This is a genomic window from Fulvimarina manganoxydans (assembly GCF_900176465.1).
Taxonomy (GTDB): Bacteria; Pseudomonadota; Alphaproteobacteria; order Rhizobiales; family Rhizobiaceae; genus Fulvimarina; species Fulvimarina manganoxydans.
The window spans coordinates 1-25,833 of the sequence record NZ_FWXR01000025.1 but is presented as its reverse complement, the minus strand read 5'-3'; the positions used below and the strand labels follow the sequence as shown (position 1 = coordinate 25,833).

Annotated in this window: 22 protein-coding genes and 1 riboswitch; of the genes, 14 read left to right on the top strand and 8 right to left on the bottom strand. The window is 63.0% G+C overall.

Annotation, left to right across the window (positions count from 1 at the left end):
* Nucleotides 1–265 precede the first annotated feature (265 nt).
* Nucleotides 266–2,578, top strand: coding sequence for a 5'-nucleotidase C-terminal domain-containing protein (locus tag B9A15_RS19580; RefSeq protein ID WP_084412227.1), 2,313 nt, complete (start codon nt 266–268; stop codon nt 2,576–2,578).
* 110 nt (nt 2,579–2,688) lie between these two features.
* Here the strand turns inward: B9A15_RS19580 and thiC are convergent, their stop codons facing one another.
* The 3 genes from thiC to B9A15_RS19560 all read right to left on the bottom strand — a co-directional run bounded on the left by thiC (nt 2,689) and on the right by B9A15_RS19560 (nt 6,902).
* Entirely contained in the window at nt 2,689–4,542 is a 1,854-nt protein-coding gene (gene thiC, locus B9A15_RS19575; RefSeq protein WP_084412226.1) for a phosphomethylpyrimidine synthase ThiC, read from the bottom strand.
* Nucleotides 4,543–4,760: 218 nt separating this feature from the next.
* A riboswitch (TPP riboswitch) is annotated at nt 4,761–4,877 on the bottom strand.
* Between the two features lie 195 nt (nt 4,878–5,072).
* On the bottom strand, nt 5,073–5,459 hold the full coding sequence (locus B9A15_RS19565) for a septal ring lytic transglycosylase RlpA family protein (protein WP_084412224.1): 387 nt from the start codon (nt 5,457–5,459) through the stop codon (nt 5,073–5,075).
* A gap of 300 nt (nt 5,460–5,759) precedes the next feature.
* The gene (locus B9A15_RS19560) at nt 5,760–6,902 is read right to left on the bottom strand and encodes a DUF4214 domain-containing protein (protein WP_170923372.1); all 1,143 of its coding nucleotides are present in this window, start codon (nt 6,900–6,902) and stop codon (nt 5,760–5,762) included.
* 427 nt (nt 6,903–7,329) lie between these two features.
* On the opposite strand from B9A15_RS19560, the gene B9A15_RS19555 reads away from it, so the two are divergent.
* From B9A15_RS19555 to B9A15_RS19545, 3 genes are all read left to right on the top strand, one after another.
* Nucleotides 7,330–8,040 (top strand): helix-turn-helix transcriptional regulator, encoded by a 711-nt coding sequence (locus tag B9A15_RS19555; protein ID WP_084412222.1) that lies wholly within the window; start codon nt 7,330–7,332, stop codon nt 8,038–8,040.
* Complete coding sequence (locus B9A15_RS19550) at nt 8,037–8,648, top strand: alpha-ketoglutarate-dependent dioxygenase AlkB family protein (RefSeq protein WP_084412221.1); 612 nt, start codon at nt 8,037–8,039, stop codon at nt 8,646–8,648. The genes B9A15_RS19555 and B9A15_RS19550 overlap by 4 nt, the downstream gene beginning before the upstream one ends.
* Nucleotides 8,649–8,768: 120 nt before the next feature.
* Complete coding sequence (locus B9A15_RS19545; RefSeq protein WP_084412220.1) at nt 8,769–9,227, top strand: GNAT family N-acetyltransferase; 459 nt, start codon at nt 8,769–8,771, stop codon at nt 9,225–9,227.
* 116 nt (nt 9,228–9,343) lie between these two features.
* On the opposite strand, the gene B9A15_RS19540 is transcribed toward B9A15_RS19545, so the two are convergent.
* The 4 genes from B9A15_RS19540 to tsaD are packed head-to-tail and all read right to left on the bottom strand — an operon-like array spanning nt 9,344 to nt 12,262.
* Nucleotides 9,344–9,781, bottom strand: coding sequence for an EVE domain-containing protein (locus tag B9A15_RS19540; RefSeq protein ID WP_084412219.1), 438 nt, complete (start codon nt 9,779–9,781; stop codon nt 9,344–9,346).
* A gap of 35 nt (nt 9,782–9,816) precedes the next feature.
* On the bottom strand, nt 9,817–10,107 hold the full coding sequence (locus B9A15_RS19535; RefSeq protein WP_084412218.1) for a YciI-like protein: 291 nt from the start codon (nt 10,105–10,107) through the stop codon (nt 9,817–9,819).
* A gap of 59 nt (nt 10,108–10,166) precedes the next feature.
* Nucleotides 10,167–11,171, bottom strand: coding sequence for an NAD(P)H-dependent glycerol-3-phosphate dehydrogenase (locus B9A15_RS19530; protein ID WP_084412217.1), 1,005 nt, complete (start codon nt 11,169–11,171; stop codon nt 10,167–10,169).
* Nucleotides 11,168–12,262: a tRNA (adenosine(37)-N6)-threonylcarbamoyltransferase complex transferase subunit TsaD gene (gene tsaD, locus B9A15_RS19525; protein WP_084412216.1), complete on the bottom strand. Its 1,095-nt coding sequence runs from the start codon at nt 12,260–12,262 to the stop codon at nt 11,168–11,170. The genes B9A15_RS19530 and tsaD overlap by 4 nt, the downstream gene beginning before the upstream one ends.
* A 180-nt stretch (nt 12,263–12,442) precedes the next feature.
* Between tsaD and hemC the strand changes: the two genes are divergently transcribed.
* The 6 genes from hemC (at nt 12,443) to B9A15_RS19495 (ending at nt 18,865) form a co-directional block, all read left to right on the top strand.
* Entirely contained in the window at nt 12,443–13,393 is a 951-nt protein-coding gene (gene hemC / locus B9A15_RS19520) for a hydroxymethylbilane synthase (protein WP_084412215.1), read from the top strand.
* A 10-nt stretch (nt 13,394–13,403) separates the two neighbouring features.
* On the top strand, nt 13,404–14,120 hold the full coding sequence (locus B9A15_RS19515; protein WP_084412214.1) for a uroporphyrinogen-III synthase: 717 nt from the start codon (nt 13,404–13,406) through the stop codon (nt 14,118–14,120).
* 136 nt (nt 14,121–14,256) lie between these two features.
* Entirely contained in the window at nt 14,257–16,014 is a 1,758-nt protein-coding gene (locus tag B9A15_RS19510) for a COG4223 family protein (RefSeq protein ID WP_084412213.1), read from the top strand.
* A gap of 17 nt (nt 16,015–16,031) precedes the next feature.
* Nucleotides 16,032–17,492 (top strand): heme biosynthesis protein HemY, encoded by a 1,461-nt coding sequence (locus B9A15_RS19505; protein WP_084412212.1) that lies wholly within the window; start codon nt 16,032–16,034, stop codon nt 17,490–17,492.
* An 89-nt stretch (nt 17,493–17,581) separates the two neighbouring features.
* Entirely contained in the window at nt 17,582–18,055 is a 474-nt protein-coding gene (locus B9A15_RS19500) for a tellurite resistance TerB family protein (RefSeq protein ID WP_084412211.1), read from the top strand.
* 6 nt (nt 18,056–18,061) lie between these two features.
* On the top strand, nt 18,062–18,865 hold the full coding sequence (locus tag B9A15_RS19495; protein ID WP_084412210.1) for a glutamine amidotransferase: 804 nt from the start codon (nt 18,062–18,064) through the stop codon (nt 18,863–18,865).
* A 35-nt stretch (nt 18,866–18,900) separates the two neighbouring features.
* Here the strand turns inward: B9A15_RS19495 and B9A15_RS19490 are convergent, their stop codons facing one another.
* On the bottom strand, nt 18,901–20,181 hold the full coding sequence (locus tag B9A15_RS19490; RefSeq protein ID WP_244557043.1) for an MFS transporter: 1,281 nt from the start codon (nt 20,179–20,181) through the stop codon (nt 18,901–18,903).
* A gap of 328 nt (nt 20,182–20,509) precedes the next feature.
* Between B9A15_RS19490 and B9A15_RS19485 the strand changes: the two genes are divergently transcribed.
* From B9A15_RS19485 to B9A15_RS19470, 4 genes are read left to right on the top strand one after another with little or no spacing between them, the layout of a single operon-like run.
* On the top strand, nt 20,510–21,823 hold the full coding sequence (locus tag B9A15_RS19485) for a glycosyltransferase (protein WP_084412208.1): 1,314 nt from the start codon (nt 20,510–20,512) through the stop codon (nt 21,821–21,823).
* Entirely contained in the window at nt 21,820–23,010 is a 1,191-nt protein-coding gene (crtY, locus tag B9A15_RS19480; RefSeq protein WP_084412207.1) for a lycopene beta-cyclase CrtY, read from the top strand. The genes B9A15_RS19485 and crtY overlap by 4 nt, the downstream gene beginning before the upstream one ends.
* Complete coding sequence (locus B9A15_RS19475; RefSeq protein ID WP_084412206.1) at nt 23,007–24,536, top strand: phytoene desaturase; 1,530 nt, start codon at nt 23,007–23,009, stop codon at nt 24,534–24,536. The genes crtY and B9A15_RS19475 overlap by 4 nt, the downstream gene beginning before the upstream one ends.
* Nucleotides 24,533–25,567: a phytoene/squalene synthase family protein gene (locus B9A15_RS19470; protein WP_244557042.1), complete on the top strand. Its 1,035-nt coding sequence runs from the start codon at nt 24,533–24,535 to the stop codon at nt 25,565–25,567. Before B9A15_RS19475 ends, B9A15_RS19470 begins: the two co-directional genes overlap by 4 nt.
* The last annotated feature ends 266 nt before the right edge of the window (nt 25,568–25,833 follow it).

The window sequence follows — 25,833 nt, the reverse complement described above, 5'->3', positions numbered from 1 at the left end:
GCTAGCAATCCATTTTCCAGAGGCTCAAAAGCGGCCTCAACGACCCGCGACATATTTCTGTAACGCTTCCGTCATGCAGTTTTTGCATGGCGCCCATAACAGCGACCCGCACCGCGACCTTGCCGAAAAGAGGCTCGGCCGCCGGGATCGACGTGCCACGGCGCGGATCGACACATCACGATCCGCGCGGTTGGCGCTTTCTGTCATGTCGGGAACTTCGTGGGTCGATGAGTGCCTACCGCCCGAGCCATAGCGGACGCTTAAAATGGATCAGTCCTCCTATTACACGCTTCAGCTGCTTCACTTCGGCGATCCGGAAGCGGGCCTTCTGGCTTCGCAGACGGCACCTTTGATGGGCGCGTTGATCGATTATTTCGACGACAAATATGCAAACACGCTGATTCTGTCGGGTGGGGACAACGTCATCCCGGGGCCGTTCCTGACGGCCGGTGCCGATCCGTCGATCTCCGATGTCGCAGCCATCGGCTCCGCCGGGCGCGGCCGCCCGGATTTCGCAATCCTCAATGCGTTCGGCACCGAAGCCTCGACGATCGGCAACCACGAATTCGATCTCGGTTCCCGTGCCTATGACGAAATGATCTCTCCGTCGGGCGACTGGGTCGGCGCGCTGTTCCCGCAGATTACCGCCAATGTCGATTTCTCCGGCGACTCCTCGCTGTCGAACAATTATATCGACACGCTGAGCGGCGATACGCTTCCCGAGGCCTCATCGCTGGCACCGGGCTCCATCGTTCCCGCTGCGGTCATCACCGAAGGCGGCGAGCGCATCGGCCTTCTTGGCGCGACGACCCAGCGTCTGGAGAACATTTCCTCCCCGACCGGGACCACCGTGAACGGTCCGAATGAAGATGACATGTCGGCGCTAGCCGCCGAGCTTCAGCCGATCATCGACCGGATGATCGCGGACGGCATCAACAAGATCGTTCTGATGTCGCATCTGCAGAATCTCGACAATGAGCGCGAATTGGCAACCCTTCTCAAGGGGGTCGATATCATCGTGGGCGCTGGCTCCAACGAGCGGATCGGCGACGCCGACGATCAGGCCGTTCAGTTCAACGGCCATGCGGCGGAGTTCTCGGACACCTATCCGATCGAGATCACCGATGCGGCCGGCGGCACGACGCTTCTGGTCAACACCGACAACGAATTCACCTATCTCGGTCGCCTCGTGGTCAAGTTCGACGAGAACGGCAACTACGTTCCGGGCAGCTATGATGTTGCCGAAAGCGGCGCCTATGCGTCCAGCGCCGAGATCGTCGCCAAGGCCTATGGCGTCTCCGTCGACGAGCTGGAGTCCGTCGCCTTCACCGACGGCTCGATCGGCAGCGAGGTGCGCACCATCACCAATGCCGTCCAAAATGTCATCAACGACAAGGACGGCACCGTCTTCGGCCGCACGGATGTCTATCTGGAAGGCGAGCGCGCGATCGTCCGCAGCCAGGAGACCAATCTCGGCAATCTGACCGCCGACGCCAATCGCGATGCCGCGCTCGACGCGCTGGGCGGCGACAGCTTCGTCGTCTCCATCAAGAATGGCGGCGGCATCCGCGCTTCGATCGGTTCGGTCAACCAGGAAGGTGAAGAGGTTCGCCCGATCGCCAATCCGGAAGCCGGCAAGCCCCTCGGCGGCGTTTCCCAGCTCGATATCGAGAATGCGCTGCGCTTCGACAACAAGCTGGTCGTCGCGGACGTGACGCCTCAGGGCCTCTTGAACATCCTCGATTACGCGGCCGGTGTCGCCAATAATGAGGGCGCGTTCCCGCAGGTCGGCGGAGTCAGCTATTCTTACGACGAGGGTGCGGAGTCGGGTGCCCGGATCAAGAATGTCGCGCTCATCGATGCAGATGGCAAAGTGCTGGCGACGATCGTCGAAGACGGTCAGATCGTCGAGAACGCGCCGTCGACCATTTCGATCGTGACGCTCAACTTCATCGCTGGTGGCGGCGATGGCTATCCCTTCCGCGACAACGCGGAGAACTTCCGCTTCCTCCTTCAGGACGGCACGCTCTCCGATCCGATCGATCCGTCGATCATCAACGATGCCGAAGCCGATCTTCCTGAGGCGCCGGCCAACGCGCTCGGCGAGCAGAAGGCTCTTGGCGATTACCTTTCCGAAAAATTCGGTAGTGAATCGAATGCCTTCATGGGAGCCGACACGCCCGAGGCCGAGGACACGCGCATCCAGAACCTCGACCTGCGTCAGGACACCGTGTTGGGCGATGCCGAGTTCCGCCAGGATCTGGACGTCTTCTATCAGGCGGCGTTCAACCGCAACGCCGAGACCAATGGCGAGGCTTTCTGGATCAATGCGAACAAAGGCCAGTCCCTGACGGTCGAACAGGCGGCTTCTTTCTTCGTCACCAGCAGCGAGTTCACCGATCAGATCGACGGTCTTTCGACCCGCGATGCGATCAGCCTCGTCTATCAGAACGGCTTCGGTCGCGAAGCGGTCGATGCCGAGCTCGACTATTGGGACGACATCGTCGAAGCCGATGGTTTCGATGCTCTCCTCCTCGGCTTTGCGGCCGTGGACGGCATCGAGACGTCGATCGCCTGAGCCACCATCAGCCGCCGGGCGCCTCGCACCCGGTCGCGCCTCGCATCTAAGGAACCCCGGTGCAGCCGCTGCACCGGGGTTTTCATTGCTTTTGCTGGAGCGGCGCTCGGTCAGTTCGCTTTCGGGGCCTCGTTGGCGAATGCATCGACCGGCATATAGAGGTCGCCGCTCGCGCGGTATTTCTGCGCCATGTCCGCCATACCCTCGGCCTTGGCTTTTCCGTCTCTAGCCGCCTCGCGAATGTCCTGGCTGATCTTCATCGAACAGAATTTCGGCCCGCACATCGAACAGAAATGGGCGACCTTATGGGCCTCCTTCGGGAGGGTCTGGTCGTGATAATCGCGCGCCGTTTCGGGATCGAGAGAAAGATTGAACTGGTCCTCCCAGCGGAACTCGAAGCGCGCGCGAGACAGGGCGTCGTCGCGTAACTTGGCGGCCGGATGGCCTTTTGCGAGATCGGCGGCATGGGCAGCGATCTTGTAGGTGATGACGCCGACTTTCACATCATCGCGATCGGGCAGGCCGAGATGCTCCTTGGGCGTCACGTAGCAGAGCATCGCCGTGCCGAACCAGCCGATCATCGCCGCGCCGATCCCTGAGGTGATGTGATCATAGCCCGGGGCGATGTCGGTCACGAGCGGCCCGAGCGTGTAGAAGGGCGCTTCGCCGCAGAGCTCCATCTGGAGATCCACATTCTCTTTGATCTTGTGCATCGGCACATGGCCGGGACCCTCGATCATCACCTGACACCCATGGGCCCAGGCAATTTTCGTGAGTTCGCCCAAGGTTTCGAGTTCGGCAAATTGCGCCGCATCGTTGGCGTCGGCGATCGAACCGGGTCTCAGCCCGTCGCCCAGCGAGAAGGAGACGTCATAGGCCGCCATGATCTCGCAGATCTCCGCGAAATGCTCGTAGAGGAAGGATTCGCGGTGATGATGCAGGCACCACTTGGCCATGATCGAGCCACCTCGGCTGACGATACCTGTCACTCGGTCGACGGTGAGCGGGATATGGGCAAGACGCACGCCGGCATGAATGGTGAAATAGTCGACGCCTTGCTCGGCCTGTTCGATTAGCGTGTCGCGGAACACTTCCCAAGTGAGATCCTCCGCGATGCCTCCGACCTTTTCCAGCGCCTGATAGATCGGCACGGTGCCAATCGGCACCGGCGCGTTGCGGATGATCCAGTCCCGGATATTGTGGATGTTGCGGCCCGTCGACAGATCCATCACCGTGTCGGCGCCCCAGCGGATCGCCCAGACCATCTTGTCGACCTCGTCGGCCATGGACGAAGTGACGGCCGAATTGCCGATATTGGCGTTGATCTTGGTGAGAAAGTTACGGCCGATCGCCATCGGCTCGACTTCAGGATGGTTGATATTGGCCGGAATGATCGCCCGGCCGGAGGCCACTTCCTCGCGCACCCATTCGCCGGTGATGAAATCCGGAATGGCCGCCTTGAAAGGGCGTCCATCCGGCCTTTTCCGAGACGCGGCGGCGTCTTCGCGGGCGAGATTTTCGCGGATCGCGACGAATTCCATTTCGGCGGTGACAATCCCGGCTCGGGCATATTGGAGCTGGGTCACCGGTCGCCCATCTTTGGCCCTCAACGGACGATGAGCGAGGGGAAATTGCGGCGTCAGCTTTTCAATCGGCAGATTGCCGTTGTCTTCCGGTTTCACCGCTCGGCCGACATAGGCCTGTGTGTCGGCGCGCGCTTCGATGAACGGGGTGCGAATACGCGGAAGACCTTGGCCAATATCGATCGAAGCAGCTGGATCGGTATAGGGGCCGGACGGGTCGTAGACGACGACATCCGGCTCACTCGCGCTTGGATGGACGGAGATCGCCCGAAGCGGCACCTTCAGGCCTGGAAATCGGTCGCTCGATCGATGGATCTTGCGCGAGGCCGGCAGTGCACCGGTTGTCACTTTCGGTGTTTCGAACGTTTCTGGCGCATTCATGACGGCTCTCCTGACCGTCGAAAGGGAACCGGCGCACCGGCTCGCCATTTTCGACATTGCGTCCGACCGGCAGACGGATGAGACGCCTATGGCGTCGATCCGAGATGGCGGTCTGCGGAGATCCAGTCGGGCTGTCGAGGAGAACGAGCGCGGCCGAGGGCGAACCCCACGATTGTACGAGCCGCTACCGGCTTGACGGGATGCAATTCATGCATCGTCGCTGTCCGGCTTCCCATCCCTACGCCAGTATGAACTGGATCAGGTTCGAAGGGTCGCCGCGCGGATCGCTCCCGTCGGCCTCTCAGGTCCCTGCCGGACCTCCCCTTGGATGGGATCAACGCTATCAGTCCGCGGAGCGCTGTCAAGCGGGCCAGCGAAGAGCCAAATAGCCAATCTCGTCCGCCGACCACGGAAATGGTGCACGAAAAAAGGCGGAGGGCCCATCATGGACGCTCCGCCTTCGCTCGAACCCTACCGGCTTTGAGGGATGTCCATCGCATTGAACGATCCCTCGCATCTTATCGGTCCGATCAGAGGACCTGAATGCTGACGCGCGCCGTGCCGGAATTCAGCATGCCGATCTTCGCGGCGGCGCCGCGGGAGAGATCGATCACGCGATTGCCGTGATACGGGCCGCGATCGTTGATGCGCACGACGACGGACTTGCCGTTGTTGCGATTGGTGACCTTCACTTTTGTGCCGAAAGGCAGCGACTTGTGCGCTGCAGTCATGGCGTTCATGTTGAACCGTTCGCCATTGGCCGTGGTGCGGCCGTGGAAGCGCTTGCCGTAATAGGAAGCGGTTCCGGCGCTTGCCTTGGAACCCGCATAGACGACTTCGGTCGTCGCGACAGTGGCACCCGCAGAGGCGAAGGCGAGAACAGCGGCCGTGAGGACCGCCTTGGCAGTGAACTTCATTCGTCAGACCTGTGAAGCGTTATGAGCGCGTCGCAGCTTGGCGTTTGCGCTGACCCCATCTTAAGCCGCCAGTCGATGCTTCGGACGCTTCGTCCCGCAAGACCCCTCGGACCGGTCGGTGAGGCGCCATATCCTCAACTCATGTGACGAAAGAGTGATCTGAATCCGGCGAAGAGAAGGTTTTTGCGCTGAAGGGGAACTTTTTTGAGGAAATCGTAACTTGTGAATATCGCGAGGAAAATCCATTCCCGAGGGCGACGTTTCGACTCGCCGCCCTCTGAGGATTGCCGCCGTTTCGGCTCAGGCAAAATACCACCAGCCGGACCCATCATCGGTCAGCGTATCGATATATTGAGAATTGGCGGTGTTTTCCTCGCTCGTCGCGAAGCTCCAGAGAAGCTCCTTCCAATCCATGCCGGTATCGACCTGATGAGTCCAGAAAGCGACGCCGGCGGTTTCGCCCGGCCGATCGAGGACGTTGAGATACAGCCGCTCGACGAAGTCCTGATTGGTCATCGCTTCCGGATCGCCGAAGCGTCCGCGAAATTCGGTCGAACCAACGAATTCCAGGGCAATATCCCCATCGTCGTAAAAGCCCGACTCTTTTTGATCAATCCAGAAATTGAGCCCGTCAATATCAGCCTGACGTCCGAGCGCCGCTTCGTAGAGATAGGCGATTTCTTTCGCGTCGTTTGGGGAGAGACCGTTCAGGTGGTCCGAACCTTGGTTGTCATCGCCATATCCACCGTTCACATCGAGGCGGTAGGCACCGATCGTGCCCGCGTGTGAAAAGGCTTCCAGATAGACCGATCTGGTTTCCTCGGCAGTGAAATGGACACGGGAGTTGAGGCTTCCGTCGCCCCGGTCGTCGTTGAAGCCGATGCTGTGGCCGTTCGCTCCGAAGACTTCGAGCGCCATGTCGAGCCCGGCTCCCAGATCGCTGAGATCGACCGTGTAGGACCGACCGGCGATCACGTCGAGACGGAACATGTCGATATCGCCGGAAAAGTCGATCGATCCAACATGTGGCTGGTCCAGAACCACGGTGCGGGCCCTCTCGAAGATGCCCATATCGACATCCGTGAAAAGGAAGCTGGATGAATCATAGACGTGGCCGACCGGGTTCACCACCAGGTGGTAGCCACCGAAGGTGATGTCGCCCCAGCTGGAGACGTCGATATAGACATCGCCCGACGCCGCGGCCGTGAAGCCGAGGCTCGCATTGAAATTCCCGCCGTTGTGATCCACGTCGTCATTGGCAAAGACACGGCCGCTCGATGCTTCATAGACCGAGAGAAGGGGATCGAGTGACCCGTCGGATGACAGAAGATCGATTCGATAGGACCAGCCTTGTTCGACAGCGAGGACGAAGACGTCGTCCGCGCTCGCTTCTTGCAGATAGCCGTCTCGAACCGTGTTCGGATCGATGCGCGCGATACCCATTCTACGCCTCCGGCGATTGGATTCGGGAAAGTTAAAATTTGAATATAATCCGAAAATTTTTCGGAATGCTTGGCTAACCGGAAGTAAATCTCTCTGAGAGTTTCGGTCAATGGCGGCGAGCCGCTGTATTGAAGAATGGTAAACGGTGCTGAGGCGGGACTCTTCCTTATTTCTTCTGAAAGAGGCTGTCCCGCTCTGGAGCAGAAGTGGGGTTTGCCGTTTGCGCAAGGCTTCAAATTTGTGGCGGAATGCGTTCAAAGTGGCTGCGTGCGGAGAAGACGGCCAATCGTCTCGATTGCGCCGGATCGACGAGGGATGGATCAATGCCAGACGGTTCGATGATCGACGGGGCGCTCGACTGGCGGGGGGATCGACGACGCTGTCCCGTAAACGGACGCGTCTGTCCGTGCGGATCGGGCCGCGTCGCATGACCGATTGCCTTCATCGCATCGCCAGTCTCGACGGTCCGTGGGACGAGGATGCTCTGACCGCGGAGCTTCTGTCCGTTTCCGCCGATCTCGGCTTCACCCATGCCGCCGCGCTCGCCATGCCGGCAACGGATGAGGAGGGGCTTCAGACCCGTTATCTGCTCGGCAACTGGTCCCCTGCCTTTCAACGAAGCTACGAGACGACCGGGCTTCATCGCCACAAGGTCGTCGTCGCGACTCTAGCCACCGATCCGATGCCCTTCGAATGGGATCTCGATACGCTCTATGGCATCTCGGACGACGATCCTTCGCCCGGCGCGAAGTTTCTGGCTGGCGAAGGTTGGCGCGAGGGCGTTCTTCTGCCGGTTCACGCCTTGACCGCCTTCAGCGGCGTTCTGAGTTTTGCCGGTCCGAACGCGCTCCCCGATCGCGCCTCGATCCAGGCGCTACATTGCTTCGCCTTTTCCTTTCTCGGCATGCTGGCGGCGCTACGGTTCGAGGAAAACCGGCGCAACAATCCGCTCACCTTGCGCGAGCGCGACAGCCTGCGCCTCGCAATGCTGGGAAAGACCTCCCAAGAGATCGGGACGATCCTCAGCCTATCCGAATACACCGTGTCTCAATATCTGACCTCTGCGCAGCGCAAGCTCGGGGCCTCCAACCGGACCCATGCGGTCGCGCTCGCGGCGCAGCTCGGCTATCTCTCGTGAATGTTTTGCCGAAGGGCGTGCGGCATGTGCCGTCCTGCCTCGATCCCGCCGCCCAGAAGGCGCTGCTCGAGGATATTCGCGCCGTCGTCGCCGAAGCGCCTCTCTTTCAGCCGGTCATGCCGCGAACCGGCAAGCCGCTCTCGGTTCGGATGACGAATTGCGGCAGCCTTGGTTGGGTCGCTGACCGCAACGGCTATCGCTATCAGCCGACCCACCCGGTGACCGGCAAATCCTGGCCCGCCATGCCAGAGCGCCTCTTTTCGCTGTGGGACGAAATCGCCGGCCATGATGCGCCGCCCGAGGCATGCCTCGTGAACTTCTATGACGAGACGGCGAAGATGGGGATGCATCAGGACAAGGACGAAGCTGACTTCGCCGCGCCGGTCGTCTCGATCTCGCTCGGCGACGATTGCCGCTTCCGTGTCGGCGAGACCACACGGGGCGGGCGCACGACGTCGTTGCGCCTTGCCTCCGGCGATGTGGTCGTGCTTGGCGGGGAGGGAAGGCTTGCCTATCACGGCGTCGACCGAATTTACCCGGCGACGTCTGCTCTTCTGAAGAATGGGGGTCGGCTCAACCTCACCTTGCGGCGTGTGACCAAGGCTTAAGAGGCGCCATGCGGGCGGAGGAGCCAAAGGGCGGCCGCCCGGTTGCGCCGAGCATTATGCCCATGCGAGGAGCGACCCGAAATCCGCCGACAACCGACGACCCGACCAGGAGCCAGAGCCTTGTCCGAGCTGACGATCCGCCGGAACGCACCGTTCGATCTCGCCCCACTTGCCCGCCTTCTCAAAGAGGAAAGCGATCTTGCTCTCGTCAATCCAAACGCCAAGCATCCATTCGATCCGCTGGAATGGCAGGAGAAATGGCTGAACGAGCCGGATGACGAATCCTTCTATCTTCTCGACGAGAGCGGGCGCGAAGTCGGTTTCTTCGCGCTGCGGGTGGGGATCGGCCCGGAAGTGCGCCACCTCGTCTATGTCTTCGTCGAGGAAGAGGCGCGAGGCGGCGCCGGCACCCAGCTCGCGCAATTTGCTGAAAACGCATCGCGCGACCTCGGTGCGCTCTCGATCACCCTGAAGGTTGAACTCGACAACGAACCGGCCCTCAAGCTTTACGAATCGTCGGGCTATGAGGAACTTGGCCGTTCGAACGGCATGGCCACCATGCGCCGCGACCTCGATTGATCCGTTGCTTGGCCGAGTGAACCAGACACCACCCCAAAGCCGCTACAGCGCAGGAACTCCGCTGAAATCCGTCGTTGCCCGAGAAGCTGACGGGTTTCGTCTGATGGACGGGCGGCTTAGCTCGCCATCGCCTCTTTCGGATCGAGACCGCCCATCTCGCAGACCAGGGCGAACTCATCCGCCGTGACCGGCTGGACCGAGAGGCGCGAATTGTTGACCAGCACCATGTCCTTCAGTCGCGGCTCAGCCTTCACGTCATCCAGGGTGACAGGCTTTGGCACGTCCATCATGGCCTTGATGTCGACGCACTCCCACTTGGCGTCCTCGGCGGTCGAATCCGGATGGGCGGTCGCAATCACTTCGACGATCCCGACGACGGCCTTGCCTTCGTTGGAATGGTAGAAGAAACCGCGATCGCCGACCGCCATTTCGCGCATGAAATTGCGTGCCTGATAGTTCCGCACGCCGTCCCACTCCTGTCCGGCCTCGCCCTTCGCCTTCTGCTGCTCGAAGGACCATTTGAAGGGCTCGGATTTGAACAGCCAATATTGCAACGTCTTCGCGCTCCTTGCTGGGAGTTGGAGATCGATCAGGATTCCGGGTTGTTGATCGCCCAGACCCATGGGCGGATGGACACGCTCTCGAACAACCCAGCCTCGGCGTAAGGGTCTTTGTCGGCGATCGCCTTTGCCGCTTCCGCGTCCTCGGCCTCGATGACGACGAGGCTACCGCAAGGCGTCTGTTCCTTATCGGTGATGAATGGACCGGCAAATTTCAGGGTCTTGCCGAGGCTCTTGAGATAGTCGAGATGGGCCGGGCGGGTCTCCATCCGAAGCTCGAGGGCGCCGGGCTTGTCTTCGCAGAGAATGGCAAACAGCATCGTTGTCTTCCTTTGTCCTTTTGTGACGGGCAGCCTCGAAGGGCTGCTTGAGATCGGGTTCAGTCGGCGGACTCGCGCTTCAAGGGGCGTGTGAGAAGCCGTCGCATCGCCTCATCGAGTGAAAGTTCCCCTTTCAGAATGTCGGCCACCGCATCGATGATCGGGACCTCGACGCCGCGTTCGCGAGCAAGACGCGAGGCGATCTCGGCGGAAAACACCCCTTCGGCGAGTTTGAGGCCGCTGAGCGGCTCACCCCGACCCATGGCGAGCCCATAGGCGAAGTTGCGGGACTGAGCCGTCGAACAGGTGAGAAGCAGATCGCCGAGACCGGAAAGCCCCATGGTGGTCTCCGCCCGCCCGCCAAGCGCTGCGCTTAAGCGGCGCAATTCGACGAAACCACGCGTGACGATGGCCGCTTTGGCCGATTCCCCGAGACCACGGCCGATCGCTGCCCCTGCGGCAAGCGCCAACACATTCTTCAGAGCCCCGCCGGCCTCGACGCCGGCAACATCGTCGCTCGCGTAACAGCGGAAAGTTTCGGTCGAAAGCCGAGCCGCAGCCGCATCGGCCGCGCTCGCCTCCTCAGCGGCAACCGTAACGGCGGTCGGCAAACCGCGTGCGACGTCGGCCGCAAAGCTCGGGCCGGACAGGACGGCAAGCCGGCGTGCGCCTATGATCTCGCGGACATTTTCAGACGCAAAGCGACCCGTCGTCCGATCGATGCCCTTCGAGCAGAGAACGACGAGCGCCTTCGAAGGGATCGCGTGCACAAGCTCTTTCGCGACGCTGCCGAGAACCTGTGCCGGGACGACGAGGAGAACGATGTCGGCCGACGTGAGTGCCGCCGAAGGGTTCGCGGTGGGATGGAGGGTCGACGGCAGGTCGATACCTGGCAGATAGGCTTCGTTGCGGCGGGTTGCGGCGATCGTCGCCGCGCGTGCTTCATCGCGGACAAGGAGCGAGACCTCATGGCCGGCGGATGCGTAAAGCGCGGCGAGCGCGGTGCCCCATGCACCGGCGCCGACGACGGCAAAGCGCCCTTTTTCGTCCTTCGCCAAGCTCATACCTTCGCTCCCCGACGGCCAAAGCCCACCACGGGCAAGGCCGTTTCGTCGAGCGGCCAGCGCGGGCGAACCGGTGTGTCGAGAGGGTCAAGGCGCCCCGCCTCAAAGCGCTCCAGACCCGCATAGGCGATCATCGCGGCATTGTCCGTGCACAGCTTCAAGGGCGGCGCGACGATGGCAAAGCCCGCAGCGTTGGCCTCGCCCTCGAGTGCAGCCCGAATCGTGCGATTGGCTGCGACGCCGCCCGCGACCGCAAGGACCGGTGAGGCGATCTCGGGAAGCTCTTCGCGGAAACGGGCCAGCGCACGGGCGATGCGGTCGCCGACACTGGCGGCAGCGGCGGCCTGGAACGACGCGCAGAGATCGCTCACCGCCTGCTCGTCGAGAGGGGCCGCTCTCTCGGCCGCAAGTCGGACCGCCGTTTTCAGCCCAGAGAAGGAAAAATCGAGCTTGGCTTCTCCACGCATCGGCCGGGGCAGGGCAAACCGGGTGGGATCACCGGTCTCGGCCGCACATTCGACGGCCGGTCCGCCGGGATGGCCGAGGCGCAGGAGCTTGGCCGTCTTGTCGAAGGCTTCGCCCAATGCGTCGTCAATGGTGGTTCCCCAGCGCTCATAAAGGCCAAGGCCGCGAACGAGAAGGATCTGTGTATGGCCGCCCGAGACCAGCAGCAGGAGGTAGGGATAGGCGATCTCGTCCGTCAGTCGCGGGGTCAGAGCGTGGCCTTCGAGATGGTTGATGGCGAGAAAGGGAAGGTTGCGGGCTTGGGCGATCGCGCGCGCCGTCACCGAACCGACGATGAGGCCGCCGACCAGGCCGGGACCGGTTGTCGCCGCGACTGCGGCCAGATGTTCGAAGCCCGCATCCGCCTCGCTCAGGGCGGCTCGGACCAAGTCGTCGAGCACCTCCACATGAGCCCGCGCCGCAATCTCCGGAACGACACCTCCAAAAGCGGCGTGCTCGTCGATCTGGCTGTGGACCACATTGGCCAGGATCGCGGCGCGGCCCGCTTTGTCGCGCCCGACAACAGCCGCGGCGGTCTCGTCACAACTGGTCTCGATCCCGAGAATGAAAGGCCCTTTGTCGGGCATGGATGTGACGCTCCTTCGCTATTGCTGCGGGTTCTGGCAGGCTTCGTCATCGGAGAAAAGCCCTCACTGATGTGGCGCGTCTCCTCTGGCCGATCCATGACTGGGTGATTGCATGGCAGCGAGCGGGGCGCCTATGACAAAGAGCGACACGCAAGCCCAAGTCACGGAGGCCTATCGTCCATGTCCCATACCGAGGCACCCATCCGCATCGGAACGCGCGGCAGCCAGCTGGCTCTTGCCCAAGCCAGCGAGGTGCGCGCCCGGCTGATGACCGCCCATGGACTGCCCGAGGACGCCTTCGGCATTGAAATCATCTCGACCTCCGGCGACCGCATCCTCGACCGTCCGCTTTCGGAGGTGGGCGGCAAGGGCCTCTTCACGAAGGAGATCGAAGCCGCGCTTCTTGATGGCCGGATTGATATCGCGGTTCATTCCTCAAAGGATATGGCGACGGCCAATCCCGAAGGCCTTGTAATCACGGCCTTTCTGGAGCGCGAGGACGTGCGCGACGCCTTCATCGGTCGCGACGTTGCGACCATCGATGATCTGCCAAGGGGTGCGACTGTTGGATCGGCGTCGCTGCGCCGTCAGTCGCTCATCAAGCGCCTGCGTCCCGATCTCAATGTCGTGATCTTCCGCGGCAACGTCCAGACCCGTTTGCGGAAATTGGCCGAGGGCCAAGCCGATGGCACGCTCCTGGCGCTGGCCGGCCTCAATCGGATGGACATGGCCTCGACGGCGACGGAAGTCCTCTCGGTCGAACGGTTCCCCCCAGCGCCCGGCCAAGGTGCGATCTGCATCCAGAGCCGCGAGGGCGACGAGCGGATCGCCGAACTCGTGGCGCCAATCGGGCATGCGGACACCACGGTCGCTTTGACGGCGGAGCGGGCCTTTCTCGCCAAGCTTGACGGCTCCTGCCGGACGCCGATCGCAGCCCATGCCCAGCTCGACGGGCATGGGCAGCTCACGCTTCATGGCGTGATTCTCACTCCCGATGGGAGCGAGATGCATGAAACGCATCAGAGCGGACCGGTGTCCGATGCCCATGAGATCGGCATGGAAGCTGGGCGTGTCGTTCTGAGTGCGGCGGGACAGGGCTTTTTTGCCAGATGGGCCGATCTGAAGGCCTGAGGCTCTGGTGATGGCGAGGGTTGTGGTCGTTCGAGAGGCCGAATCGGCGCGAGACACGGCCAAGAAGCTGATCGGTATCGGCCATGAGCCGTTACTCCTGCCGCTTGAGGTCGTCGTCCGCTTGGAGAGCGCTGCGCCTGTCGGGGATTGGACCGGCTTCGTCGTGACGAGCGCGAAAGCAGTCGAGCGTCTCGCGGAGGTTTTTTCCGATGATACGCGGCCGGTCTTCGCCGTCGGCGAGGCATCAGCCGAAGCGGCGCGAGCGGTAGGTCTGGTCCATGTCATTGCGGGAGAGGGGACGGCGACCAGTCTGCCGTCGCTTGTCAGGTCTGCGTTTGGCGCAACCGCGCGACCGAATCTTCTCTATGCCGCCGGGCGGAACCGGTCCGGAAGCCTCGAGAAGGCTTTCGAGGCTTGCGATATCGCCTTCGGCATCTGGGAGGTCTATGACATCGCCCCCCTCATGCCCGACCTGGCTTTCGCCCAATCGACGCTGAGCAGAGCACCGGTCGACGCCGTTCTCATCCTGTCTCGGGGGCAGGCGGAAGCTTATGGCAGGCTCGTCGCAAGGCTCGATGAGGCATCGCTCGGATGGCCCCTCAAGGCACAGCCGCACCTTCTCTGTTTGTCCGAGCGGATCGCCGCCGCTTTGCCCGTCGATCTGACCTATAGGGCAAAGATTTCCACAAGCCCGTCGCTTGCTTCGCTTTTCGAATGGATACCCTAGCCTAAGTTTGAGGGGAGAGCGGGCGTCCAGCCTTGCGCCAGTCTTGCGAATGAGGGACCAATGGTCGTCATGCGTTGCGAGCCGTCCGGTGTTTCGAATCGCGTTGAATGCAGCCTGAGGTGAGGGAGCCCTGCCGATGACGAACCGTCCTCGACGCTCGAGACAGAGCCGCCCGCGCGGCAAGACGATCGACCTGTCGGCCGAAACGTCGACCACGGGCGCGTCTAAGGCCGAGGGGGAGACGGCCACCAACCCCGAGAAAGCCGAGACCCGGCAGCCGCAAAGCCCGGACAAGGCGTTCGCGGCGGAGGATCGGGCCCAAGCGGGATCTGCCGAGACGAAATCCGAAACCCGCACCGAGACGTCGGCCGAAACGCCGGAAACGGAATTTGCTGAGGACGAAGGCTTCACCGAAGCGAAGGCGGAACCGGACGCTTCTCGCCAAAGTTCGGGCGCGAACGAATCGACGACTGAAGGAACGCCAATGGCTGAAACGAATAAGGGTGCGGAATCGTCCAAAGAGCCTCCAGCGACGGAGGAAAGCAGCGCGACGGCAATACCACCCAATGAGGGCGCCGAGGCGCGGAGCCACTCCGATTGGTCCAAGACCGGCGGCTATCAGGGACCGCCGGCGGTGACCCGCGTGCCTGAAAAGCCCAAGAGCGCAGCCGAGGATAAACCGAAGGCCACCGCGGCGGGAACAGGGGCGACAGCTGCTGGCACGTCCGCTGCGAGAAGTGCCCAGGCCTCGTCCCATGAGCGTTCCGGCGTCGGATTTGGCGGCGTGCTCGCGGCCGGTATCGTCGGCGCGGCTGTCGCGCTTGGCGGCGCCTATGCTCTCTCGGCCAATGGCTTTTTTGCGCCGTCCGCTGCCACTTCGGGCGCGTCGAGCGAGGAACTCGCATCCTTGCGCTCCGAGCTCGATACCTTGCGCCAGAATCTCGACGCGGCTCCTCAGGGCGCCGACGTTGCCGGAGCGGGCGTCGTCACGCCTGAGGAACTTGCTGCTCTGTCCCAGCGCGTCGAGGGTCTGGAAGCCGGATCGTCCGGTAATTCCGATACCGCGGCTGCGATCAAGGCGGCTTCCGAGAGCGCTGCGGCGGCGCGCGGTCGTGCCGACGAGGCGTCGAGCCAGATCCAGACACTTCAACAATCCGTCGACGAAGCGCAGCAGGCCGCCAATCGCGCAAACGAGGCCGCGACGAGCGCGCGAGAAGCCGCCCGGACCGCCACACAGTCCTCGCGCGGCGCCTCGGAAACCGCACAGCAGGCTGCAGCCGGGGTGGAGGAGCTGAAGTCGAACCTCGAGACAAGCGATCAAAGGCTCTCGGCGCTCGAGAGGTCCAATGCCGAGGCGCGGCTTGCGCTGGCGGCGGCGGGGCTGAAGAGCGCGATTGATTCCGGCTCTTCCTTTGGCGGCGAACTTGACACCTTTGCCAAGGCCGGTGGCTCCGAGGCGACGGTCGAGGCTTTGCGACCCTATGCCGATGGCGGCGTCCCGACCAAGACGGCGCTCGCCGCAAGATGGCCGGATGTGGAAGATCGCGTTGCCGCTGCCCTTGCTGGTCCCGGCACCGATGCGCCGGTCGGCGAGCAGGTTCTTGCGGGGCTTCAGACACTGGTTCGCGTGCGCCCGGCCGGTCCCGTCGACGAGAATGCCGAAGGCACCGAGGCGACCGTCACGCGCCTCGACAATGCCATCGAGACCGGCGATCTCGCGGCCTTCATGAATGAGTGGCAAAGCCTGCCGGCGGATGCACAAAAGGCCGGGTCCGACTTCGCCGCCGACGTGAAGGCGCGGCTTGCGACGGATCAAGCGCTGTCCGAGGCCGTTTCATCCCTACTCAACTCTTCGTCCGCCGCCGAACCGGCCGGCCAAGAAAACCAAGGCTAAGGGGCACGACGTCGGCCATGTGGGCTATCCTGACATTCTTCATTCTCGTTCTCGTTCTCTATCTCGGCTTCGGCTGGTTGGCGGATAATCCGGGATCGGTGACCTTCGTCTGGCAGGGACAGAGCGTCGAGGTCAGCCTCGTCGTCTTCCTGGTCGCGACTCTGATCTTCATCGGTGCGGTTCTTGTCATCGCTTGGGCGATCGCGAAGTTCTTCCAGGCGCCGGATCGCTGGGCCGCATGGCGGGAAAAGCGCAGCGCCAACAAGGGCCATCGCTACCTGACCGCCGGGATTATGGCGGCAGGCGCGGGCAATGCTGCGGTCGCCCGCGAGATGGTACGCAAATCCGCCAAGCGTGTCGGTTCGAAGGATAAGCCACTTCTCGGCTTTCTCGATGCCCAGACGGCGCTGATCGAAGGCGATCACGACCGGGCACGGGGTATCTTCGAGGATATGGAGCGCGATCCCGATACGCGGCTTCTGGCCCTGCGCGGCCTGTTCGTCGAGGCGCGGCGCGTCAATGACGAAGCGGCCGAACAATATTATGCCGAGCGCGCCTTGCGCCTGGCGCCCAATCTGCCCTGGGCGGGCGACGCAGTTCTGGAGCGCAAGTCCAGCTCCGGCGATTGGGACGGCGCGCTTCGTGTCCTCGAGGCTCAAACCAATACGCGTTTGGTCAATGACGGCGAGGCCAAACGTCTGCGCGCGGTTCTCCTGACGGCGAAGGCGCAGGACCTCTCCGACACCGATCCGAAACAGGCACGCTCGCTCGGCCGTAAGGCCCAGAAGCTCGCACCGGACTTCGTGCCCGCCGCCCTTGTTGCGGCGCGCGCAGCCTTTCGCCTCAACGATACGCGGCGCGGCGCACGCATTCTGGAAACCGCCTGGGCCCATTCGCCCCACCCGCAGGTCGCCGACGCTTATGTCCATGCCAGGGCCGGCGACTCGGTGGAGGATCGGCTGAAGCGGGCGCGCAAGCTCGCCGATATGCAATCCTCCCATGTGGAAGCCGATCTCTGTCTTGCGCGCGCAGCGCTCGATGCGGGCCAGCTGGACATGGCACGCACGGCGGCGCTGAAGGCGGCCGACAAGGATCCGCGCGAAGGCGTCTATCTGCTTCTGGCCGATATCGAAGAGGAGCAAAGCGGCGAGGTCGGCCGCGTGCGCGAATGGCTGGCGATGGCGATCAAGGCGCGGCGCGATCCGGCCTGGATGGCCGATGGGATTATTCTCGACGATTGGATGCCGCTTTCGCCGGTCAGCCGCAAGCTCGACGCGGTCGAATGGAAGACGCCGCTCGAACAGTCGCAGGAGGCCGGAAGCCGGATGATCGAGCAGCGCCCTGGTGGCGATCGGCGGAGCCCGGCTGAAAGCGATGATACCGAATCACGACAGATCGAAGGGCAGAAAGCGAATGGTGCGGCCGGGCCTGTCGTCGTGTCCGAGCCGAAGGGTGACGAGGCTCGCGCTGCCCACTGACGGTTCAGTTTCCTTCGCTTGAAACAATGAGGCGGACCCGGCTGCGACATCATCCGCTGGCCGGGTCGTCAGATTGAGGAGAAGCCCTCATGGCATCGTCCCTGTTCGATGGGCTGAGATCGGTCATGCGGCAGATTGCGGGCGAACCTCGTCCCGTTCAAGACGAGGGGCCCGACGAGCTGATCCTGGCTGTGGCGGCGCTGCTCTTCCATGTCATTGATGCTGACGGGGTGGTGACCGAGGAGGAGCGCAAGCGCCTGATCGGCGTTCTCGTCAGCGATTACGGGCTTTCCTCCGCCGAAGCCGAGCGTGTCGCCGAGGCCGGCCGTGCCGCCAATGACGAGGCGGTCGATCTCTATCGCTTTACATCTCTCTTGAAGACCCGACTGGACGAAGCGGCCCGCATCCGTTTTGTTGAAGAGTTATGGGAGGTCACCTTCGCCGACGGGCAGGTTCACGAGCTGGAGGACAATGTGATCTGGCGCGTATCCGATCTGCTCGGCGTCTCGACCCGGGACCGGATGCTCCGCAAGCGGGCGGTCGCAGGGCGAACAGCGGACTGACGACGAATGGATCATTTTGCAAGCGAGGCAGACGCGCCGAGCGCCTTGGAGACAATCGAGCGAGGTCTGAAATCGACGCGCTATCGTCTGGATGCGTCCAAGGATGACCGGCCGATGCTGGTCGTGCTCCATCAGGAGAACTCGACGCCGGGCCGGGTCGGCCAGGTGCTTGAAGCTCATGGCCTGAAGCTCGATATCCGCCGGCCTGTGCTGGGCCATGCTCTTCCTGAAACGCTCGAAGGCCATCGCGGCGCGATCGTCTTTGGCGGGCCGCCCAGTGCCAACGATACGGACGATTACATTCGCCAAGAGCTCGGCTGGATCGATATTCCGCTGAAGGAAGATCGACCTTTTCTCGGCATATGCCTTGGCGCTCAGATGCTGGCCAAGCATCTTGGTGCTGACGTGGCGCCGCATCCGGAGGGGTATGCCGAGATCGGCTATTATCCGCTGAAGGCGACGGTGAACGGGCGGCGTTTCCTGCCACATTGGCCCGATATGGTCTATCAGTGGCATCGCGAAGGCTTCGAGTTGCCGAGAAGCGCGGAGCTTCTGGCGGAAGGTGATTGGTATCCGAACCAAGCCTTTCGCTATGGCGAGCGGGCTTATGGCGTCCAGTTCCACGCTGAACTGACCCTCGCTATGCTTCACCGCTGGACGACGCGCGGCCATGAGCGCTTGGCTCTTCCCGGAGCCCAGGCTCGCAAGCACCATTTCCACGGTCGTGCGATCTATGATGCGCCGGTGCGGCGTTGGCTGGATGCCTTCCTGACCCGAGTTTTCGGCGAGCCGTTTGAGGCGAGCGGCTGATCGAAGCCGCTCACCTTGCGGGTCTGACCTTTCTCTCAATCCCGGGCGGCGAGATGTTTCGCCTTGCGAAGATCGGGGAAGAGATAGGCCCAGAGGCCTGCAATGCCGATCGTCGCACAACCGCCGATCACGACGGCCGGAACCGCTCCGATGATGGCGGCCATGGTGCCGGCGCGGAATTCGCCGAGTTCGTTCGAGGCGCCGACAAACACCATGTTCACCGCATTGACGCGTCCGCGCACCTCGTCCGGCGTCCAGAGCTGAAGCAGGGTCTCGCGGATATAGACCGAGATCATGTCCGAGGCGCCCATAAGGATCAGCGCGACGATCGAGAGCCACGGAGCAGAAGATAAGCCGAAGACGACGGTAAAGGCGCCGAACAGGGCGACGAAACCGAACATCAGTGCGCCCGCATGGTTTCGGATCGGATGGGCCGCGAGATAGATCGCCGTCGCCACGGCGCCGATGCCGGGCGCGGCGCGCAAGAGGCCAAGTCCCCAAGGACCAACTGCCAAAACGTCGCGCGCATAGACCGGCATCAATGCGACCGCGCCACCGAGGAGAACGGCGAAGAGGTCGAGCGAGATGGCGCCGAGCACCACTTTCTCCCTCCAGATATATCGAAATCCTGCGACCACTGTTTCGAGGCTGGCAGGTTCGCGCGACGTGCGTTGGGCCGGGGCGCGGATCGATAGGACAAGGACGGTGGCGGCGAGAAAGAGCAGCACGCCGGCGCCATAGGCGGCAAGGGCCGACAGCCCGTAAAGCAGGCCTCCTGCGACTGGGCCGACGATCGCCGCGATCTGCCAGGACGAGGAATTCCAGGCGATCGCGTTGGCGAGTTCCTGACGCGTCACCAGATTGACCACGAGCGACTGAGACGCCGGGCCGAAAAAGGCGCGGGCGACGCCGAAGGCGATCAGAATGGCGAAGACGGGAAGCGGGGAGGCAAGCCCATGCCAGGTCAGAAGCAGCAGACCCAACGATCCGCTCGCCTCGATCAGCGTCGAGACGCCCATGATCCAGCGCCGCGAATAGCGGTCCGCGGCAACGCCCGTCACGAGGACGAGGAGCAGGGAAGGCATGAACTGGCAAAGGCCGACAAGTCCGAGATCCAACGGATCTCGGGTTAGATCGTAGATCTGCCAGCCGACTGCGACGATGACGATCTGAGTGGCAAACGTCGCGAAGAATCGCGCCAACCAGTAGCGAAGAAAGCGCGGATTTCTAAAAGCGGCGAAACGATCGTCGTCCGGCTCAGGCCCGACCTGGGGGGCCGGTTTCGATCCGGTCGATCCGGAAGCAGCATCGGTCAAGGAAGTGGCCTTCTTGAGAAGCCCAGAGGCGGGATATTTGGCCATAGACCAAAAAGGTCTGTGGACAAAAGGGTTTTGGGAGGGCTGAAAGGTCCCGCGCGCCTAGCTTTGTCGATGCGCGATGCGGTCGACCTCGGGCAGGGCGGGGAAGATGTTTCGTATCTGTGGCGCCGCGCCGGGCAAAGATGCGATCAGCGGTTTTCGCGAAGCGGTTGAACGCGTAACGATATCGGCAGTTATCATGCAACGGAAAACCTTCGCATGATGCCGCCACGGCGTCGCATGGGTACGGAAGACCCGAGGAAGAGGAGTGGCCAGAGGCCCGACCATGGCGCATTTCGCATTGATCACGCTGCCGCTCTTCAGCCATCTCCGGGTCTTCGAAGCGGTTGCCGAAGAGCTCGTCTCGCGTGGTCATCGCGCAAGCTTTGTCCTGCCGGAAGGGGCTGGCCGGCACCTCTCGAAGGATCTGCCGGAGGGTGTCGGCCTTATCGAATATGGCGCCGAGGGTCCGAGCGCGGGGCTTGCCGAGCGGATGGTCGATGCGGCGAGCCGAGATGGTCCGCTCGCTTTGTTCCGGACCATTGCGGTCGGCGCCGAGGCGACCGGCGCTCTCTCTCGTTGCGCGCCGCGTCTTCTGGACCGCCTCGGCTGCGACGCGGTCATCGGCGATCAGACGGAGCCCGCGGCCGGTCTCATTGCCGAGGCGCTTGGCTTGCCGCTTCTGTCGCTCGCTGCCGCGCTGCCGATGCATCGCGACGAGAGCGTTCCGCTTCCCTTTCTTGGCTGGCGCTACGATCCGAGCGATGAGGGTCTCGGTCGCAATCGCGGCGGCGAGTTGGTCGCGCGCCGGCTTCTGAAACATCAAGGCCGAGCGATCGAGACGGCCTGTCGCGAGCTTGGTCTTCCAATTCGCTCCGAGCTCGCCGACTGCCTTTCGACGAGCGCGCAGGTCTCGCAACTCGTCGAGGCGTTCGATTTTCCGCGCGGATATTCGTCGATCCGTCATGGGGTCGGCCCGATCCGCAGGCGCTGGCGCCCGGCGGCGACGGCCCCTGCGCCGATCGTCTTGCCGGAGCACAGCGCTGGCCGGCCCGTCGTTTATGTCAGCCTCGGAACGCTGCAAGGGCATCGACATCGCCTCCTGAAATCCATCGTGGCCGCGGCGCGCGATCTCGGCGCAGCCACGATCGTCGCCCATTGCGGCCGGCTGACCGAACGGCAGGCAGCCTCGCTCGAGGCCGATCATGTGGCCGATTTTGTCGATCAGGCGAGCGCGTTGTCACTGGCCGATGTCTGTGTGACCCATGCGGGCATGAACACGGTCCTTGATGCCCTGCGTGACGGGAAGCCGCTTCTCGCTCTTCCCATTGCCTTCGATCAGCCCGGCATTGCGGCGCGCATCGTCCATCACGGGGTCGGGTTGAAGCTGCCCCGCGTCCTTCTGTCTCGCCGCAAACTCGCCCGTGCCCTTGAGGCGCTTCTCTGCGAAGATAGCTACAGGAAAGCAGCTGGTCGAATGGCCGGCCCAATCCGCGCCTCCGGTGGCGCGGTCATGGCAGCGGACATTGCCGAGGCCGCTTTGAGCGGGTCTTCGAGGTGGCAGAACAAGGAGACGAGTTTGCAAGGATTGGTGGCGTGAGCAAGACGACCGACCGCCCGGTCGATATCGCCTTGATCGGGGGAGGGCTCGCCAATGGCCTCGTCGCCTGGCGGCTCGCCGAACTGCGACCAGAGCTTTCCTTCGTGCTCCTGGAAGCCGGGCCCGAGCTGGGCGGCAATCATACCTGGTCTTTTCATGGAGAGGATCTGACGCCAGACGAGCTACGCTGGTTCGCGCCCTTCGTCACCTATCGCTGGGACCGCAACCTTGTTCGCTTCCCAAACCGTCACAGGCGTCTCTCGTCGGCCTATCTCAGCGTCTCTTCGGAGCGCTTTCGCGCGCTTTTGAACGAGCGTTTCGGCGATCGGGTGCAGACGTCGTCCTCCGTCGAAGCCGTGGAGCGCGAAGGCGAGGAGACGCGTCTCGTCCTTCAGGATGGAGCGCAGATTCGCGCGCGCGCGGCGCTCGATGGTCGCGGCTATCGGCCGGGGCCCCATCTCAGCCTCGGCTTCCAGAAGTTTCTAGGCCAGGAAATCGAGCTTGCCGCTCCCCATGGCGTCGCCGAGCCGACCATCATGGATGCGACGGTTCCCCAGGACGACGGCTATCGCTTCGTCTATGTGCTGCCGCTGACGCCGACACGCCTTCTGATCGAAGACACCTATTATGCGGACGCCGCCGCGCTAGACCGGGACGGCTCGCGCGCCAAGATCGACCTTTACCGGCGCGATCATGGCTGGCTTGAAGGTGATCTCGTGCGGGAAGAGGAGGGCGTTCTGCCCATTGCGCTTTCGGGCGACATCGACGCCTTCTGGGCCGATCGCGAAGGGCTCCCGGCGAGCGGCCTTTCGGCGGCCCTGTTCCACCCGACGACAGGCTATTCGCTTCCCGATGCAGTCCATCTCGCCGACAGAATTGCCACGCTGCCGGACCATTCCAATGCGGCTCTCTTCGACGCGACACGCCGCCAATCGATCGACGCCTGGGCCGACCGCGGTTTCTTCCGCATGCTCAATAGGCTCCTCTATCTCGCCGGAGACCCGGCCGAGCGTTACCGCATTCTGGAGCATTTTTACCGTCTGCCGGAGCCGGTCGTCTCGCGCTTTTACGCCGCTCGGCTGACACGGGGCGACAAGCTTCGTATTCTCACCGGCAAGCCGCCGGTCAGCGTGCGAAGCGCCTTGCGCGTTCTCGCCTCTCGCCATCCTCAAGGAGCCTATGCATGAACCGGATCGCACCGAACGCCTTCGGCACGGGGCGCCGCGCCGTCGTCATCGGGGCCGGTTTCGGCGGGCTTGCCCTGGCGATCCGCCTGCAGGCTGCCGGAATTTCGACCACCCTTCTAGAGCGTCGCGACAAGCCGGGCGGCCGGGCCTATGTCTATGAAGATGAAGGCTTCACCTTCGATGCCGGACCGACGGTCATTACCGATCCCTCGGCCCTCGAAGAGTTGTTCGAGGTCGCCGGGCGACCCATGGCCGACTATGTCGAACTGCTGCCTGTCGCGCCCTTTTATCGCCTAGCCTGGGAGGATGGCGTCCGTTTCGACTATGCCGACGATCAGGAGCACCTCGATCGGCAGATCGAGGCTCTGAACCCCAAGGACGTTGAAGGCTATCGCCGCTTCCTCGCTTATTCGAAGGACGTCTTTCGGGAAGGTTATGAGAAGCTCGGCACCGTTCCGTTCCTCAATTTCCGCGACATGGTTCGCGCCGGGCCACAGCTCGTCCGGCTAGAGGCCTACCGCAGCGTCTATTCCAAGGTCGCGCAGTTCATCGAGGACGATCATCTGCGCCAAGCCTTTTCCTTCCATTCCCTGCTGGTGGGCGGCAATCCCTTCGCCACCTCCTCGATCTACGCACTGATTCACGCTCTCGAGCGGCGCTGGGGCGTCTTTTTTCCGCGCGGCGGAACCGGGGCTTTGGTCAACGGCTTGGTTCGGCTTTTCACCGATCTCGGCGGCAGGATCGAGACCTCGGCCGATGTTGCCGAAATCGTCGTCGAGGACGACAAGGCCAAGGCCGTGAAGCTCGCGGACGGACGCCGTTTCGAGGCCGACCTCGTCGCCTCCAATGCCGATGTCGTTCACACCTATGACAAGCTGCTCGGGCGAACCGCGCGCGGCGCGAAATATGCCGGAGCGCTGAAGCGCAAGCGCTTTTCCATGTCGCTCTTCGTCATCTATTTCGGCCTCAAGACGCACCGGCCGGACATTGCTCATCACACGGTGTGTTTCGGCCCGCGCTATCGGCCGCTGATCGACGAGATCTTCCGGGGCACCGAACTCGCCACGGACTTTTCTCTCTATCTGCACAATCCGTGCGTCACCGATCCCTCGCTGGCGCCCGATGGAATGGGGAGCTTCTACGTCCTATCCCCGGTCCCCCATCTCGGCCAGGCCGATATCGACTGGTCGGTCGAAGGGCCCCGCTATCGCGACCGCATCTTCGACTATCTGGAAGAGCACTATATTCCGGGCTTGAAGGCCGATCTGGTGACAAGCCGTACCTTCACGCCGAACGACTTCACGACCGAACTCAACGCCCATCTCGGCTCGGCCTTCTCGCTGGAGCCGATCCTGACTCAGAGCGCCTGGTTCCGCCCTCATAATCGAGACGACGCCATCCCCAATCTTTATATCGTTGGAGCAGGGACGCATCCGGGCGCAGGCGTTCCAGGCGTCGTCGGTTCGGCCAAGGCAACGGCGGGGCTGATGATCGCTGACGCAGCCTCGATGCGCGTATCGGCATGAGCGTCGCGGAACCGCTGTCGCCCATGCTTGCTCGCGCACTGCCTCTCGGAAAGGCTGACCGTGCCGCCGCGGCGGCTGAGGCCCAGGCGACGATTGCCAAGGGCTCGAAGAGCTTTGCCGCCGCCGCTCGGCTCTTCGGGACCGATACACGGGCGAGCGCGATGATGCTCTATGCCTGGTGCCGGCATTGCGACGATGTCGTGGACGATCAGATTCTCGGCTTTGCGCGTCGCTCGCCCGTTGGCGCAATCGATGCCGAGGCGCGTCTCAACGAACTCGAGACCAAGACGCTTGCGGCCATCCGGGGACGACATACGGGCGAGGGGGCGTTCGACGCCATCGGCGACGTGGCGCTTCGCCATCGTTTGCCGGAGGCCTTGCCGCTCCAGCACCTTGCGGGTTTTCGCATGGATGTAGAGGGGCGACGCTACGAGACGCTGCGGGACACGCTCGATTATTGCTACCATGTCGCCGGTGTCGTCGGGGTTATGATGGCCGTGGTCATGGGGGTGGGCCGGGATGAGCGCGAGACCGCCAAGGTCACAGAAACGCTCGATCGGGCCAGCGATCTGGGAATCGCCTTCCAATTGACCAATATCGCCCGCGACGTCGCGGAGGATTTTCGCGCCGGGCGCCTCTATTTGCCGTGCGAATGGCTGGACGAGATGGGGATCAGGCCCGACGAACTGGGCGAGCCGCGCCATCGCGAGACGCTGGCACAACTCGTCTTGCGCCTCGTCGATCTCGCCGACGGCTATTATGCTTCCGCCCTTCACGGTCTCGCCGCGCTGCCGCCTCGGGCGGCATGGGCGGTCGCGACGGCCCATGGCGTCTACCGGGAGATCGGAACCATTCTCAGGAGTCGCGGGGCGCAAGCCCTCGATGCGCGGGCAAAAACGGGGGCAGTGCGCAAGATCGCCCATGTCGGCCACGGCATGCGCCTCGTCGCGGCCTCCAGATTAGCCCGAACGCTTCCGCAGCGCTCCACCGATCTCTGGACCCGCCCGCGTATTGCCGGGCTCGATGCCTGACGCCAGCACATATTCGACTTTTCCGACGACCCCGTGCCGATTGGATGGGGCGTCGGATCGTCTGGGAGCGCGGTGCGGTCGGTGCTTCCGCAGTGCGGATGAGCATAGATAGAACATGGCAGCGCCGGATCCCGGAAGCAGGGCATCCCCTTCGGTCGTCCGGCCAAGATGCTAGAGCGGGATGACATCGAACTGAGTCGCTGAGGATTCCGCTTTTCTCTGGGCTGTGATTCAACATGCTGGCTGGAAGGAGGCCAGCATGAATG